The following is a 14026-nucleotide window of genomic DNA, read 5'->3' on the forward strand; positions in this document are numbered from 1 at the left end:
AATCAATGTTTTGACTCAAGGTAGTGCATTTTCAATAAATCTGCACCAAAATCATTCCCTTTTTCTCGTAAGATAGCATGAATGTGATTTCCATCATTTTGGAATCCGACATTGTCGTATTCAATTAAAAAATCGGGCCCGTTGATGATGTAATAATGCGACTTATTATTTTCTAAGCTGCCCACCCAAGCAAAGTGGATTTTATCCATGCCTGTAGCGGCGATTTTGTCCATCATTTGATGTGATTTTTCATGTTCAAAATTGTGGATGTATTCTTGAATCAGAATTTTTAACATCGCCTTTTGGGCATCGGTAAATTCTTTTACAGCAATCCCATAATAGGAGTCGATACGCTGTTGACTATTAGGGGAAGTAATGATGTCTTTAGGAACGGCTTGTTGTAAGATGGCTTTCGATTTTTGATTATCGCTGAGCATATTGATCAACATAAAACCATAATCTTCTTCCTTACTTAAAACCCGTAAACCTGCATACTTAGATGATTTCACTTCGGACGGATCTGTACCAATGAAATAGGGCGACATGCTTATTTTTTTGCCATCTGAAGTGAGGCTGAGTGCCATGTGATGACCTCCAAAATTCATTCCCCAAGGGGCATCTCCCGGTTTACCAAAAATAGAAATGTAATAATTTCCGTGTGCCCAATTTAATTTTTGCATTTGGGTTAAGAACTCCTTTTTGATTTCACCTTTATCGTATGCCTCTTGATATAAGGTGTTTAAAATATCATCCAGCTGCATGATGCTGGTAGTTTTTAAGTAACCTTGAGAACTCAATAATGCACTTAACACTCGGTGAAAAGCCAGTCTACTTTTGTCGGAAAGCGAGCCATATTGAATGCCGGGTCTTGGAACCATACCCACTGGGAGATTGGTCCATTTTTTTCGTAAACTATCCTGAAAAGAGTAGTTTACTTTTTTGAGTTCATCCTGATTTAAGGTCACTAAAAAGGCCTTGGTCGCTTGATGAATGCGATCGCTATTTTGCGAAAATAGGCTCAAAGGTAAAATTAGAGCAATAAGCAGGTAGATTGATTTTGTTTTCATGGTAAGGAATTTTGTTAAAAGTATTCATTTTTAATTAAGATACTAATGCAATCCTCTGCATTTTAGCATTCTATTTTATTCTATATTTGATTTTTAACACCTAAGCATATTGAAAATGATAACAGAAGATGTATTGAAGCTTTTTACTCGAGATTTAAACCGTTTAAAAACGGAGATTTCCCAGTATCAAGATGAGGCCAATTTATGGAAAGTAGAGGGGGCTGTTTCTAATTCCGCAGGCAATTTATGTTTGCATTTGATTGGGAATTTACAAACCTACTTTGGTTCTGTGTATGGCAATACGGGCTATGTGAGAGATCGAGAAAAGGAGTTTTCTGAAAAGGCTGTTCCAAGAGAGCAATTACTCTTTATGATAGCTGAAACCGAAGCCATGTTAAAGCGGGTTTTGCCCACCATTAGTCAGGAACAATTGGAGGAGGATTACCCGATGCCCGTATTTGATCATTCCATGAGATCAGGATATTATTTTATTCATTTGGCGGTTCATTTAGGCTATCATTTGGGACAAATTAATTATCATCGACGCTTATTGGATAAATGATGAGTCAAATTCGTATTACCCATTTTGAGCCAGCCTATCGAGATGCCATTCGGAGATTGAATGTGGAATGGTTGGAAAAGTATTTCCATGTGGAAGAGATAGATCGGGAGGTTTTATCTAAACCCGAGGAGGTGATTTTAGCACCTGGCGGAGAAATTTTTTATGCTTGGTATGAGGATGAAATTGTGGGGACAGTGTCCTTGATGAAAACCGATGAAACATGCTTTGAATTGACTAAAATGGCCGTATCTGAGAATTTTCAGGGCTTAGGTATTGGTAAATTATTGATGGAATATTGTTTGGATTTTGCAATAAAAGCGGGAATCAAACAGATTATTATTTACTCGAATCGACGACTGGAAAGGGCCGTGGATATGTACCGAAAATTTGGTTTTAAGGAAATGGATTTAGGGCCTGTAATTTACCAAAGAGCTGATATTAAAATGTGTCTAGATATAAGTTAGTTGGTATTTTTCATTTTGAGATATTAAAATTAAGAGGATGAATTTTTTGGTAGGAAATTTATAGTATTTTCGAAAAACTAATTAGATCCGATTAAATGAGCATTTTAAAAGTAACAACAGAGTCAATTAGAAGGGCGAATAGCAAAGGTGTGGATTTTAATAAAATGCATAATTACAAGGGTATTATCGTAGTAAAAACGAATTTAAATGGAATTATAAGAGTACGTGAAATATCTAGAGAAATGATCAATGAAGCTTACGAAAAATCTTTAAGGCATTATGCTGAGGAATTATAATTTCAATTTTGAGTATTAACCAATTATTGAATTTAAGGAGTGAATTTTTGGACTTCTTAATTGCTCAAGTCAAAAACTATTTTTCTCCACGGCTATTCGTAAACTAATTAAAGCCAAAACCAAAGTGATCGGCGTAAAGATGAATCTTTCCATGGCATTTAATGCCTGCGTATTTCCCAAGGTGTTCAAGAAAAATAGGAGAGGAATGAGCCAAATTACATAGTCTGCTACTTTCCCAATATTGAAGAAAACCCAACGCGCTTTTATGGCAATGACTAGCGCCATAAAGACCAAGATGAATAGGGAAATGGATTCCATTTTGATTAGCTCATGTTGACTTTGTACGCGGCCCCCCCATACGATATCAGGAGCCACCAAGCCTGCGATGACTAACAAATGAAACAGAATAGCCAAAAAAATGAATCCTAAAAAGATCCGTACAGCAAGCGTAAATGAGATCCATTTTTTCATATCTTGATATCTTTAATATCAGTTGATTTTTTGTGCCTTCACTCCTTCAAAACTAAGTTTTACAGGTAAAATATCCCCTTTATCATCAAAATACATCGGTTCCATGCAAGTTACACGGTGATTTCTATCCGTTTCATCCAAGGGTCTTCGGTGATACACCATATACCACTGATCTGTATTAGGTACTTGAATGACGGAATGATGCCCGGCACCCGTGGCTACCTGTGGGTCTTGTTTTAAGATTTTTTCTTTTCTTTCAAATGGGCCAAAAGGACTATCCGCTACAGCATAGGCTACCGAATAGTTAGGGCCTGTCCAGCCACCTTCACTCCACATGAAATAGTATTTATTATTTCGGATAAACATGAATGGCCCTTCCACATATCCGCTTGGAGTAATTTCTTTAAACATTTTCCCATCTTCAAAAGGGATGATGGATTTGAAATCTGGGCTTAATCGGGCTATGTTGCAATGCTTCCATCCGCCATAAATGAGGTAGTATTGTCCGTCCTTATCTTTAAATACAAATTGGTCGATAGGTTGGGCCCCATGATGAAATTGACTGATCAAAGGTTTTCCAATTAAATCCTTGAATGGTCCTTGGGGCTTTTTGGCGACAGCTACTCCAATCCCTCCCGTTTCCTGATTATTCTGGATGTCGTTGGCTCCAAAAAACAAATAATATTTTTTGTCTTTTTGTACAATCGCAGGCGCCCACATGGCTTTTTTCGCCCATTTGATAGCAGATGTATCTACGATTGTTGCATGCTTTTTCCAATGAACCAGGTCTTTGGAAGAAAAGGCATCGAAGAATACCTGCTTTTGATATACATCCGAATAAGTGGGGTATATCCAATATTGCTTATTGAAAATGATGGCTTCTGGATCCGCATACCAGCCAGGGAAGATGGGATTTCCTGATGTTTTTTGTTGGGCCTGAACCGGATGAAAAAGAATTAAAAATATCGAATAGTATAGTAGTTTCATAGAGTTTTTAATAACTTGTCTGGGCAAAGTTAAAATACTCTTTTAATTTACCTAAACTTATCATTCAACTATGTCAACTAGTAAATCTACCTTTAGTTTAACAGAAGACTGGACCGTCGTGGTCTTTGGATTCTTAATTATTGCCTTAGCCCTTTTTGGAATAAAAATTCCTAGCCCCACATTTGCTTGGGAAAACTCAAGTGAATTGCTTGAAAAGGTAGTGAGTACTTCCAATTTATGGAACGTTACTAAATTATTTTTATGGGTCTATGCCATCGCTATATTGGCCACCAAAACCTTAGGAAAGGATGTAATAGCCACTGCCAAAGGATTTCCTATTGTATTTATTTTAACAACTTTGGCTCTCATCTTAGCTGGGAATTCATTCCTAAAAAATTGGAATTTAGAAGCGGTTATTTTTAGCTTATCCATTGGTTTAATGATCAGTAATTTTTCAAACATTCCTGATTGGTTAAGAGAGTCTCTATCAACGGAATTATTTGTTAAAATTGGATTGGTCTTATTAGGAACTAGTATCATTTTTGGAGATATTTTAAAGGCCGGATCATTGGGATTAATTCAAGCTCTTTTGGTGGTAGTTTCTGTGTGGTATTTTGCATTTTGGGTTTCTAAAAAAATGGGAATTGACGAGGAAATGGCCATTATTATCTCAAGTGCTGTTTCTATTTGTGGTGTTTCAGCCGCCATTGCTACAGCTGGTGCTATCAAAGGAGACTCCAAGAAACTTTCTTATGTTATTTCCATCGTTCTTATTACAGCCATTCCCATGATTATTTTTATGCCCATCATCGCGAAAGCTTTGGGATTGTCAGAAGCGGTAACGGGTGCTTGGTTAGGAGGAACCATCGATACCACAGGGGCGGTTATTGCTTCAGGTTCATTGATTGGAGAAGAGGCTTTGAAAATTAGTACCATTGTTAAATTTTCACAGAATGTTCTTTTAGGTTTAGCGGCATTCGGAATTTCGATCTATTGGACTTATACCAATAATCAGTCGGAAGTAGTTAAAGAATCTAAGCCAAGCTTAGGCATCATTTGGGAGCGTTTCCCTAAATTTGTGATTGGTTTTGTGGCAGCTTCTTTGTTATTTTCCTTTGTCATTTCTGGAGATATTATTTCAGAAGTAAAAGGTGGTTTGAAATCCCTTCAGGGACTGTGGTTTGCTTTAGCATTTACGAGCATTGGTTTAGAAACAAAGTTTGCAGATTTGTTTAGTAGCGAAGGCAAAAAACCTTTATATGCCTTCTTAATCGCCCAAGGATTTAATGTTGTTGTAACCTTGGGAATTGCTTATTTCCTGTTTAAATAAAATTGTTGGAACTGTTCAGGAAAGAGTTGAATTTCTTTGAATTTAATCGTTATTGACAAACTATGAAAATTTTACTTGGCATATGCTTTTTTTGGATTATTTGTTGGAGTTCTAGGGCACAGCAAAGCAAACCTGTTGAATTACATCAACAAATTGCCCGTTTGGATAGTGCGATGTTTCATGCGTATAATCAGCGAGATATGCCCACTTTTAAACAATTCTTTACATCCGATTTAGAGTGGTTTCAGGATAATGGTGGCCTGCTTCAATATGAAACGGTTATTTCTAATTTTCAAAATATATTTAACCGAGACTATGTATTAACTCGAAAATTAGTTCCAGGGACTTTAGAGGTTCATCCAATTAAAGATTATGGGGCTATTCATATTGGTCGACATACTTTTTCGCATGTTGAAAATGGGAAATTAGAAGTAGGAGAATTTAAGTTTTTAATGATTTGGAAAAATGATCAAGGGCATTGGAAAATATCGAGAGTGGTAAGCTATGATCATTAGGTAAAATTTTGCCAAAGCTTCTCATTGAGATATAAATGGGTATTTTTCAAAAAAATGCCCAGTAATTGATGCAAGCCTTGGCTTCCTGATTAATGGAAAATCCTAAACAAATAAGTTACCACATGAAAAGATCAGAATTTATTCAATCAACGGCATTATGGACAGCAGGCTCTGTAAGCTCTATTCATGCCATGGCATTTAATCAAAATCTGGTCAGCAATGACATGGATAAATTAGTGGATGCACAAGGGAATTATATCCTTCAAAACCTTCCTTATCAAGAAAGTTTTTTAGAGCCCTATATGGATGCTGAAACGGTTCATTTGCATTATACGTTTCATCATGGAGGCGCGGTTAAAGGTGCCAACAAAGACCTTCAAATGATTAAAAAGGCCCTGGATGAAAATAATTTAGAGACCGTTGATTTCTGGACTAAAAAGCTAACCCTGCATTTTTCTTCTCATATTTTGCATTCTATTTTTTGGACTAATCTGACCAATAAAAAGCTAAGTCCTACGGGAGATTTATTGAACAGAATCGAGAAATCATTTGGTAGTTTAGATCGTATGTTAGCTCTTTTAGCAGAAACTTCAAAAAATTTGGATGGAAATGGCTGGGGAATATTGGCCTACCAACCTTATTCAAACTCTCTAGTTGTTTTGCAATGCGAAAATCACGAAAAGTTGACACAGTGGGGTTGCATTCCTTTATTGGTGATTGATGTTTGGGAGCATGCCTATTATTTGAAATATAAAAACAAGCGAGCAGATTTTGTGGATACCATGTTCCAAATCATTAATTGGGATAATGTAGCCCAGCGTTTAAGTAATGCTTTGAAGTTAACTCAATAAGGATTCGAATGAATGTCAAAAGAGAGAATTTTGATTTAGTATTCTTTGTTTCCTTAAATTTTAATAAATAGCGTTTGAAATAATCCCATTATTTTTATAAATCTTAAAATCAATGATGAAATTCTCCAAGCCTTTCTTTTTAATTTTTGCTCTTTTTCTCATTTTCATTTCAAGAATAGAGTCCACTTATGCCCTCTCTAAACCTGTAGCTAAATCCAAAGTGATTCGTACGCTGATTGTTGATGGACAAAATAACCATGATCAATGGCCGAAAATCACGTTTATGATGAAGGATTTTTTAGAGCAATCTGGCAAATTTAAAGTGGATGTACAAAGGTCTCATTTCACTTGGAATGCGGCAGATTTGATTCCCAAATATATGTTGCCAGGTCTCGAAAATACCGTTTCATTGCCCAAACCCAAGGCCGATTCTAGTTTTCATCCCAAATTCTCAGACTATGATTTAGTGATATGTAATTTTGGTTGGAATGCCGCTCCTTGGCCAGCAGAAACTCAAGTTGATTTTGAGAAATTCATGAAAAAAGGGGGAGGTCTAGTAGTTATTCATGCCGCTGATAATTCCTTTCCTCAATGGCCCGCATACAATGAAATGATTGGTTTAGGAGGATGGGGCGATCGGACAGAGAAGGATGGACCTTATGTCTATTATGATTTGGAAGGGAAATTGGTCAAAGATACACAGGCAGGAAGAGCGGGTTCGCATGGACCGCAAAAGGAATATCAAATTACCCTTCGTAACGCCAATCACCCGATCACGAAAGACATGCCTTTAACTTGGATGCACAGCCAAGATGAAATGTATGATCGCTTACGTGGCCCAGCAGTCAATATGGAAATTTTAGGTACTGCTTTTTCTGCGAAAGAAAATAGAGGGACGGGTCGACATGAACCTATGTTGATTGTGACCCAATTTGGTAAAGGAAGGGTATTTCATACACCCATGGGCCATGCTGATTATTCGGTTTCTTGCGTAGGTTTTATCACTACTTTATTAAGAGGAGCGCAATGGGCTGCTACAGGGAAAGTTGATATCCCAATTCCAGCCGATTTTCCCAAAGCGGATGTTTCTTCTAAACGTGAATACACGAAATAAGCATTCAATGAAGCGAGTTCATTTCCTTTGCTTTTTGCTTTCTCTGAATATCAGTTTTGCCTATTCACAAGAAAGGTTTTCTCTTTATTCAGACAAAGCTCCAGGCTCAGAGTCTTGGGATTGGAAAGAGGCAGAAAGTAGCTCCAATGGTTTTAATACTCGATTGGTGTATAATGTGGTGGAGCCCAGTATTACAGCGTATTTCCCAGAGAAATCCAAAGCTAATGGGACATCCGTCATTGTAGCTCCAGGTGGAGCTTTTCATATATTATCCATCGATAGCGAAGGTATTGAGGTAGCTAAATGGTTGAATCAACGGGGAATTACAGCTTTTGTGTTAAAATACCGGGTTGTTCATATGTTAAGCAATGATCCAGTAAAAGAACTAAGTGCTAAGATGCAAGATTTTAACAAATTGGATGCAATCAATGCTCCTGTAGTGGAATTAGCCACCAAAGACGGATTAATGGCTATGGAATATGTTCGGCAACATGCCCCAACTTGGGGCTTGAATCCTCAAAAGATCGGATTTATGGGCTTTTCTGCGGGAGGCACGTTAACCATGTCGGTGTTACAAACAGCCACAGAAGCGAATCGTCCTAATTTTGTTGCCCCCATTTATTTATATAAAAAGGCCGTGTTAGGCACTCAAATTCCCAGTACTCGAATCCCCATTTTTATTGCAGCAGCCAGTGACGATAATCTAGGATTAGCGCCACATTCTGTCGAATTGTATTTGGAATGGCTGAAGGCTAAACAGCCTGCTGAATTGCACATGTATACAAAAGGGGGGCATGGTTTTGGTATGCGAAAAATGAATACACCTTCTGATCATTGGACGGTGGATTTCGAGCATTGGTTGCGTTTCCACCAATATATTCCTTAAGCCTTTTTCAAAGAAGATTTGCGAATGATGAGTTGCCCTTGGACCAACACATCTTCTTGTTGACTCACATGTTTCTTTGAAATAACATCAAAAAGTAAAGAAGCGGCTACTTCACCTACTTTTTGAGGGAATAAGTGAAAAACAGTCAAAGCGGGATCTACAATCTCAGCTAAATATTCATCGCCAAAACCAACAATCCCTATTTGTTTAGGTATTTCAATGCCAAGCTCTTTGGAATATTGAATGATTTCAACGGCATTTAAATAATGAATGGCAAAAATGGCGTCAGGTGGCTCGGGTAATTGTTGCCATGCATCCACACTCGCCAAAGCAAACTCTTTACTGAAATCTCCATGAACCATGTACTCTGATTTTACAGGCAATCCATGCTTTTCCAAAGCACTAATATATCCTTCTTTTCTTTTTTGACTGATCAATAATTCAGGCGGCCCGGCTAAAATAGCAATGCGTTGATATCCTTGTTGGATCAAATGCTCCACTAATTGATAAGCTCCTTCAAAATCCTCTTGTCTGATTTTAGGGGTTTCTACCTCGGTACAAATTCGATCAAAATGGACCATAGGTAAACCTTTTTCAAATAGATTTTTTATTTGGTTGAAACAGGTTGTTTCTTTGGAATGAGAAATTAAAAGACCATCGACATGGCTCGCTAAAAGCCCTTGAATATTGGTAACTTCTGTCTCATAAGATTCGTTGGATTGGCAAATCATGACACGATAACCATGCTCATTCGCAACTTCCTGAATTCCCGATAAGACACCCGCAAAAAAGGGTCTTTTAATATTAGGGATGACCACCCCAATCGTTTTGGTTTCTCCTCGCTGAAAACCTTTGGCAAATAAATTGGGATTATAGTCGAGTTCCAAGGCCAACTTTTGAATGGCGTCTCGGGTCTTTGGACTGATATCCGATTTATTGTTTAAAGCTCTTGAAACAGTAGCGATGGAAACACCCATGATATTCGCGATGTCCTTGATAGTGGTATGAACCTGTTTTTGTGGACTGGCTTTTTCAGGATGTTCTTGGGTAAAATGATAATCACATGTTTTGCAATGAAAACGAACTTTTCCTCGAATCATTCCTGCCTGAATGACGAAAGTTTGAGTGGAGCATTTAGGACAGGTTTCCAATTTTTTGGTAATAGGTTTAAATGGAACGTATAATATTTCAAAGAATTTCGACACCTATCGGTAACGTTTACGAAGACTTTATTTGAGATAAAACCCCTATATTAAGCTCAAATTAGGACATTTTCCTGATAAAAGCATATTTTATGTTTGAAAAATATATTAACAGGCTATCAGTATAATGATGCTATTATTGACTTTTTACGAGAAATAACCTCATAGAATCATGCTACATACCATGCGTTGGTTTGGGCCACATGACCCAGTTTCTTTAATGGATATTCGTCAGGCGGGATGCACAGGTGTAGTTACTGCTTTGCATCAAATAGCCGTGGGGGAAATTTGGTCAAAAGAAGCTATTCAAGAACGGATTGATATTATTGAGCAAGGAAATCATCAGTATACACCATTGCACTGGTCTGTAGTGGAGAGTTTACCTGTACATGAAGCTATCAAAAAAGCTTTACCCGAAAGAGAGCAATACATTGAGAACTATCGAAAATCCTTGAGGAATTTGGCAGCTAAAGGAATAAAAACAGTTTGTTATAATTTCATGCCCGTATTGGATTGGTCCAGAACTAAGCTCGATTTCGAGATGCCTGATGGGGCTAAGGCACTTCGTTTTGTATGGACAGATTTTGCTATTTTTGATTTGTTCATATTGAAAAGGCCAAAGGCCGCATCGGATTATTCAAAAGCAGTTCAAGAGCTTGCTCAATTGAAATTTGAAGTTATGTCTAATGCCGAAAAAGAAGAATTGCAAAATACCGTTTTATTGGGTTTACCAGGCTCTGAAGAGGCTTTTCATCTAGAAAATTTTCAAAGCTTATTAGACCAATACCAAGAGATTGGCCCTGATGCTTTACGCGAAAACTTGCATTATTTTATTCAGCAAGTGGCACCTGTAGCTCAGGAATTGGGAATTAATTTGTGCATTCATCCCGACGACCCTCCATTCCCATTATTGGGATTGCCGAGAGTGGTGAGTACAGAGAGCGACCTAGCCTCTTTGATGGAGGCTTCTCCAGTTCGAGCAAATGGCATTACCTTTTGTACAGGTTCATTGGGAGTTAGACCCGACAATAATTTGCCTTCTATGATCCGAAGATTTGCCGATCGGATTCATTTTGTTCATTTAAGAACGACCAAAAGAGAACAAGAAGATCCTCTGATTTTTCATGAAGCACCGCATTTGGCAGGAGATGTACCCATGTTTGAAGTCATTCTGGCCATTCAGGAAGAGGAAATAAGAAGAGGAGGGGAACAAATCCCCATGCGCCCAGATCATGGTCATCAAATGCTAGATGATTTACATAAAAAAACCTATCCTGGTTATTCGGCTATTGGTCGTTTGAGAGGCTTAGCAGAAATACGAGGCATGGAATTGGCCATTGCTCGAATGATATAACGAATTAATAGAAGATGGAGAACAAATTTTCATTGGCCGGTAAGGTGGCTTTAATTACAGGAGGAGGAACGGGTATCGGATATGATATGGCAAAATGTATGTTGGCCAGTGGAGCTAATGTCATCATAACGGGCAGAAGAGAAAGTGTCCTTCAAGAGGCAGTCCATAACCTTGGGGTAGGGGCATTTTATTTTGTTCATGATATGGCTGATGTCAATGCTACTCCTAGTTTAGTGGCTGATATCATCCAATCACATGGGAAAATTGATATCCTGGTGAATAATGCCGGAATCAACATGAAACGTCCAGCGGTAGATGTGTCAAACGATGATTTTGCTCAAATTATTCAAGTCAATTTAAATGCCGTGTTTGTGTTGAGTCGAGAAGTAGGCAAACATATGTTGGAAAGAAAATCGGGGTCCATCATCATGATTTCATCCATGGCGGCATATTATGGGATAGATCGAGTGGCAGCTTATGCTTCTTCAAAATCAGGCTTGTATGGTTTGGTTCGGGTATTGGCTTCAGAATGGTCAGCACATGGAGTACGTGTTAATGCCATTGCCCCAGGGTTTATTGAAACAGCGATGAGTAAAACGGCTATGAATTCAGACCCTGACCGTAAACATAAGGCCATGGATAGAACTCCCATGGGCTATTTTGGTAAGCCAGAAGACGTAGCATGGACGGCCGTATTTTTAGCCTCAGATGCTGCTGGATATATTACAGGTGTTTCAATTCCCGTAGATGGGGGCAATTCAATCGGATTCTAATGAAAGAAAAAGTAGGAAATTTTCGCTGGGTAGTGGTCGCCTTATTGTTTTTTGCTACAACCATCAATTACTTGGATAGACAAGTGATTGGATTACTAAAGCCAACCTTAGAAAAGGAGCTAAATTGGTCAGAAACGGATTACAGTTTTATTGTGATGTGCTTTACGGCCTCTTATGCCGTTGGCTTGCTATTTTTTGGAAAGATCATTGATCAAATCGGCTCTAAATTGGGCTATACGATTTCTATCATTATTTGGTCTATTGCTGCCATGTTTCATGCTTTGGCCAAAACGTCATTTGGCTTTGGAGCTGCAAGGGCAGTTTTAGGATTAGGAGAGGCAGGGAATTTTCCAGCGGCCATTAAATCCATAGCAGAATGGTTTCCCAAAAAAGAACGAGCCTTTGCTACAGGGATATTTAACTCTGGGGCTAATATTGGAGCGATGGTCGCACCGATTATGGTTCCTTGGTTATTGGGAGCCTATGGCTGGCAAGAAGCATTTATAATTACAGGAGCCATTGGCTTTATTTGGCTTATTTTTTGGTGGATTTTCTATGAAATACCTAGTAAAAAGAAAGGGGTTAGTCAGGCCGACTTAGACTATATCTTGGAAGATGACCATGTAGATAATACGCCTATTGCTTGGAAAAAATTGTTTACCATTCCACAAACCTGGGTGTTCATCGTTGGGAAGTTTTTTACGGATCCCATTTGGTGGTTTTTTCTTTTTTGGTTGCCGTCTTATTTCTCCTCTACATTCTCTTTAGATCTAAAAAAACCCAGTATACATTTAGCCGTTTTGTTCACTTGTACGTCGATTGGTAGTATTGGTGGAGGATATATTCCTGGTTGGTTAATGCGGAAAGGGTGGCCGGTTTACAAAGCCAGAAAAACAGCCATGTTATTCTTTGCCTTATTAGCCTTACCTATCATTTCGGCTCGTTGGGCCACGGACATCTGGCAAGCGGTTATATTAATAAGTATTGCTGCATCGGCACATCAGGCATGGTCGGCCAATATATTTACCTCGGTTTCGGATATGTTTCCTAAAAATGCGATTAGTTCAGTGGTAGGTATTGGGGGATTAGCGGGATCCTTGGGCGGGGTTATTTTTCCTTATTTTATTGGTATCATTTTAGACACGTATAAAGCCAATGATAATTTGTCTGGAGGATATAATTTGATCTTCCTGATTTGTGGATCAGCTTATTTATTGGCATGGTTACTCATTCATTTTATTTCGCCGAGAATGTCGCCAGTAGGGAAACCTAGTAAGGAATAATTAAAGTTTGCTGGCATTTTCGAGGGCATTAATGTCAATTTTCTCCATGTTCATGAACACGTTCATGAATGTGGAATTATTAGAATTACGCATCAATCGCCCCATATTTTCAGGAATGATTTGCCAAGAAACACCAAAGGGATCTTTGAGCCAGCCACACTTACTTGGGCTTCCTCCATCTCGGATAAAGCTATCCCAGTAGAAATCAATTTCTGCTTGATTTTGGCAAGTTATAACAAATGAAATGGCATCATTGAAGATGAATTGATGCATATATGAGCTTTCAAAAGCAATAAAGGTCTGACCCGCTAACAAAAATTGAGCATGTTGAATATTGCCCTCTTCATCGCCACTTCCTTTGACGTATCTATCCAATAAATTGATCTGAGAATGTGGGATTAAAGAGGTGTAATATTGAATGGCTTTTTCAGCCTTACCATTATTGTGTTGGGTAAATAATAGTGCTGGGATGATTTTATCGGGAAGTGTATCATGAATCATCAATTGCCAACTAATACCATTTGTATCTTCGCACCATCCGTATTGGCTACTCCAAGGATAGCTGTTCAATTCCATTAAAGTTTTACCCTCATTTGATAAGGCGTGCCATTTTTTCTCTAGCTCTTCTTTGGAATGAAAAATGAGAAAAAAGGAAATAGAAGGATTAAATGAAACATGTTTGGCTCCTCCTAAAAAGGTGAAATTTCGTCCATGTATTCGAACAGAACTGACCATGGGATTTTCAGATTGTACAACAAAATCCTCAAAAATCGATTGGTAAAATTCCCTTGCTTCTTGAGCAGTTTGTTTAAACCACAAACAAGTTTGAATAGAGCTTGTCATAAATCCCATGTTAATTGTTAGACACAGG

16 protein-coding genes are annotated in these 14026 nt (G+C 38.2%); 11 read left to right on the top strand and 5 right to left on the bottom strand.

Features of this window, described 5'->3' with window-relative positions; genetic code table 11:
- Positions 1–2: 2 nt before the first annotated feature.
- A complete protein-coding gene (locus EWU23_RS04375) occupies positions 3–1067 on the bottom strand; it encodes a DUF3500 domain-containing protein (RefSeq protein ID WP_166229243.1) in 1065 nt (354 codons plus the stop codon).
- A 115-nt stretch (positions 1068–1182) separates the two neighbouring features.
- Between EWU23_RS04375 and EWU23_RS04380 the strand changes: the two genes are divergently transcribed.
- The 3 genes from EWU23_RS04380 to EWU23_RS04390 all read left to right on the top strand — a co-directional run bounded on the left by EWU23_RS04380 (position 1183) and on the right by EWU23_RS04390 (position 2389).
- Positions 1183–1629 (top strand): DinB family protein, encoded by a 447-nt coding sequence (locus EWU23_RS04380; RefSeq protein WP_166229245.1) that lies wholly within the window; start codon positions 1183–1185, stop codon positions 1627–1629.
- Positions 1626–2093: a GNAT family N-acetyltransferase gene (locus EWU23_RS04385; protein ID WP_166229247.1), complete on the top strand. Its 468-nt coding sequence runs from the start codon at positions 1626–1628 to the stop codon at positions 2091–2093. The genes EWU23_RS04380 and EWU23_RS04385 overlap by 4 nt, the downstream gene beginning before the upstream one ends.
- 95 nt (positions 2094–2188) lie before the next feature.
- Positions 2189–2389, top strand: a complete 201-nt coding sequence (locus EWU23_RS04390) for a hypothetical protein (protein WP_166229249.1) — start codon at positions 2189–2191, stop codon at positions 2387–2389.
- Positions 2390–2458: 69 nt separating this feature from the next.
- On the opposite strand, the gene EWU23_RS04395 is transcribed toward EWU23_RS04390, so the two are convergent.
- Positions 2459–2860, bottom strand: coding sequence for a hypothetical protein (locus EWU23_RS04395; protein ID WP_166229251.1), 402 nt, complete (start codon positions 2858–2860; stop codon positions 2459–2461).
- An 18-nt stretch (positions 2861–2878) separates the two neighbouring features.
- Positions 2879–3847 (bottom strand): glycoside hydrolase family 43 protein, encoded by a 969-nt coding sequence (locus EWU23_RS04400; protein ID WP_166229252.1) that lies wholly within the window; start codon positions 3845–3847, stop codon positions 2879–2881.
- A 70-nt stretch (positions 3848–3917) separates the two neighbouring features.
- Between EWU23_RS04400 and EWU23_RS04405 the strand changes: the two genes are divergently transcribed.
- The 5 genes from EWU23_RS04405 (at position 3918) to EWU23_RS04425 (ending at position 8543) form a co-directional block, all read left to right on the top strand.
- Positions 3918–5177 (top strand): YeiH family protein, encoded by a 1260-nt coding sequence (locus EWU23_RS04405; RefSeq protein ID WP_166229254.1) that lies wholly within the window; start codon positions 3918–3920, stop codon positions 5175–5177.
- A 62-nt stretch (positions 5178–5239) separates the two neighbouring features.
- On the top strand, positions 5240–5692 hold the full coding sequence (locus EWU23_RS04410; protein ID WP_166229256.1) for a nuclear transport factor 2 family protein: 453 nt from the start codon (positions 5240–5242) through the stop codon (positions 5690–5692).
- A 122-nt stretch (positions 5693–5814) separates the two neighbouring features.
- A complete protein-coding gene (locus EWU23_RS04415; RefSeq protein ID WP_166229258.1) occupies positions 5815–6543 on the top strand; it encodes a superoxide dismutase in 729 nt (242 codons plus the stop codon).
- 115 nt (positions 6544–6658) lie between these two features.
- Positions 6659–7657, top strand: a complete 999-nt coding sequence (locus EWU23_RS04420) for a ThuA domain-containing protein (RefSeq protein WP_205753093.1) — start codon at positions 6659–6661, stop codon at positions 7655–7657.
- Between the two features lie 7 nt (positions 7658–7664).
- Positions 7665–8543 (top strand): alpha/beta hydrolase, encoded by an 879-nt coding sequence (locus EWU23_RS04425; RefSeq protein ID WP_166229262.1) that lies wholly within the window; start codon positions 7665–7667, stop codon positions 8541–8543.
- Here EWU23_RS04425 and EWU23_RS04430 read toward each other — a convergent pair.
- Positions 8540–9748 carry a LacI family DNA-binding transcriptional regulator gene (locus EWU23_RS04430; RefSeq protein WP_317164291.1) on the bottom strand — a complete coding sequence of 403 codons (1209 nt, stop codon included), beginning with the start codon at positions 9746–9748 and terminating at the stop codon, positions 8540–8542. The two genes, EWU23_RS04425 and EWU23_RS04430, sit on opposite strands and share 4 nt — an antisense overlap.
- A 169-nt stretch (positions 9749–9917) precedes the next feature.
- Here EWU23_RS04430 and uxuA point away from each other — a divergent pair, with 169 nt between their 5' ends.
- Genes uxuA through EWU23_RS04445 form a run of 3 tightly spaced genes read left to right on the top strand, consistent with a single transcriptional unit; the run spans position 9918 to position 13155 of the window.
- Positions 9918–11099, top strand: coding sequence for a mannonate dehydratase (uxuA, locus tag EWU23_RS04435; RefSeq protein WP_166229264.1), 1182 nt, complete (start codon positions 9918–9920; stop codon positions 11097–11099).
- Positions 11100–11113: 14 nt separating this feature from the next.
- Positions 11114–11872: an SDR family NAD(P)-dependent oxidoreductase gene (locus EWU23_RS04440; RefSeq protein ID WP_166229266.1), complete on the top strand. Its 759-nt coding sequence runs from the start codon at positions 11114–11116 to the stop codon at positions 11870–11872.
- Positions 11872–13155 carry an MFS transporter gene (locus EWU23_RS04445; protein ID WP_166229268.1) on the top strand — a complete coding sequence of 428 codons (1284 nt, stop codon included), beginning with the start codon at positions 11872–11874 and terminating at the stop codon, positions 13153–13155. The genes EWU23_RS04440 and EWU23_RS04445 overlap by 1 nt, the downstream gene beginning before the upstream one ends.
- Here the strand turns inward: EWU23_RS04445 and EWU23_RS04450 are convergent, their stop codons facing one another.
- Positions 13156–13998, bottom strand: coding sequence for a VOC family protein (locus EWU23_RS04450; RefSeq protein WP_166229270.1), 843 nt, complete (start codon positions 13996–13998; stop codon positions 13156–13158).
- Positions 13999–14026 lie beyond the last annotated feature (28 nt).

Source organism: Aquirufa beregesia, from assembly GCF_011090385.1.
GTDB classification, from domain to species: domain Bacteria; phylum Bacteroidota; class Bacteroidia; order Cytophagales; family Spirosomataceae; genus Aquirufa; species Aquirufa beregesia.

Excerpts from the sequence above, each read along its gene's own strand:
- EWU23_RS04375 (WP_166229243.1), bottom strand. The coding sequence starts at position 1,067 with ATGAAAACAAAATCAATCTACCTGCTTATTGCTCTAATTTTACCTTTG.
- EWU23_RS04380 (WP_166229245.1), top strand. The coding sequence starts at position 1,183 with ATGATAACAGAAGATGTATTGAAGCTTTTTACTCGAGATTTAAACCGT.
- EWU23_RS04385 (WP_166229247.1), top strand. The coding sequence starts at position 1,626 with ATGATGAGTCAAATTCGTATTACCCATTTTGAGCCAGCCTATCGAGAT.
- EWU23_RS04390 (WP_166229249.1), top strand. The coding sequence starts at position 2,189 with ATGAGCATTTTAAAAGTAACAACAGAGTCAATTAGAAGGGCGAATAGC.
- EWU23_RS04395 (WP_166229251.1), bottom strand. The coding sequence starts at position 2,860 with ATGAAAAAATGGATCTCATTTACGCTTGCTGTACGGATCTTTTTAGGA.
- EWU23_RS04400 (WP_166229252.1), bottom strand. The coding sequence starts at position 3,847 with ATGAAACTACTATACTATTCGATATTTTTAATTCTTTTTCATCCGGTT.
- EWU23_RS04405 (WP_166229254.1), top strand. The coding sequence starts at position 3,918 with ATGTCAACTAGTAAATCTACCTTTAGTTTAACAGAAGACTGGACCGTC.
- EWU23_RS04410 (WP_166229256.1), top strand. The coding sequence starts at position 5,240 with ATGAAAATTTTACTTGGCATATGCTTTTTTTGGATTATTTGTTGGAGT.
- EWU23_RS04415 (WP_166229258.1), top strand. The coding sequence starts at position 5,815 with ATGAAAAGATCAGAATTTATTCAATCAACGGCATTATGGACAGCAGGC.
- EWU23_RS04420 (WP_205753093.1), top strand. The coding sequence starts at position 6,659 with ATGAAATTCTCCAAGCCTTTCTTTTTAATTTTTGCTCTTTTTCTCATT.
- EWU23_RS04425 (WP_166229262.1), top strand. The coding sequence starts at position 7,665 with ATGAAGCGAGTTCATTTCCTTTGCTTTTTGCTTTCTCTGAATATCAGT.
- uxuA (WP_166229264.1), top strand. The coding sequence starts at position 9,918 with ATGCTACATACCATGCGTTGGTTTGGGCCACATGACCCAGTTTCTTTA.
- EWU23_RS04440 (WP_166229266.1), top strand. The coding sequence starts at position 11,114 with ATGGAGAACAAATTTTCATTGGCCGGTAAGGTGGCTTTAATTACAGGA.
- EWU23_RS04445 (WP_166229268.1), top strand. The coding sequence starts at position 11,872 with ATGAAAGAAAAAGTAGGAAATTTTCGCTGGGTAGTGGTCGCCTTATTG.
- EWU23_RS04450 (WP_166229270.1), bottom strand. The coding sequence starts at position 13,998 with ATGACAAGCTCTATTCAAACTTGTTTGTGGTTTAAACAAACTGCTCAA.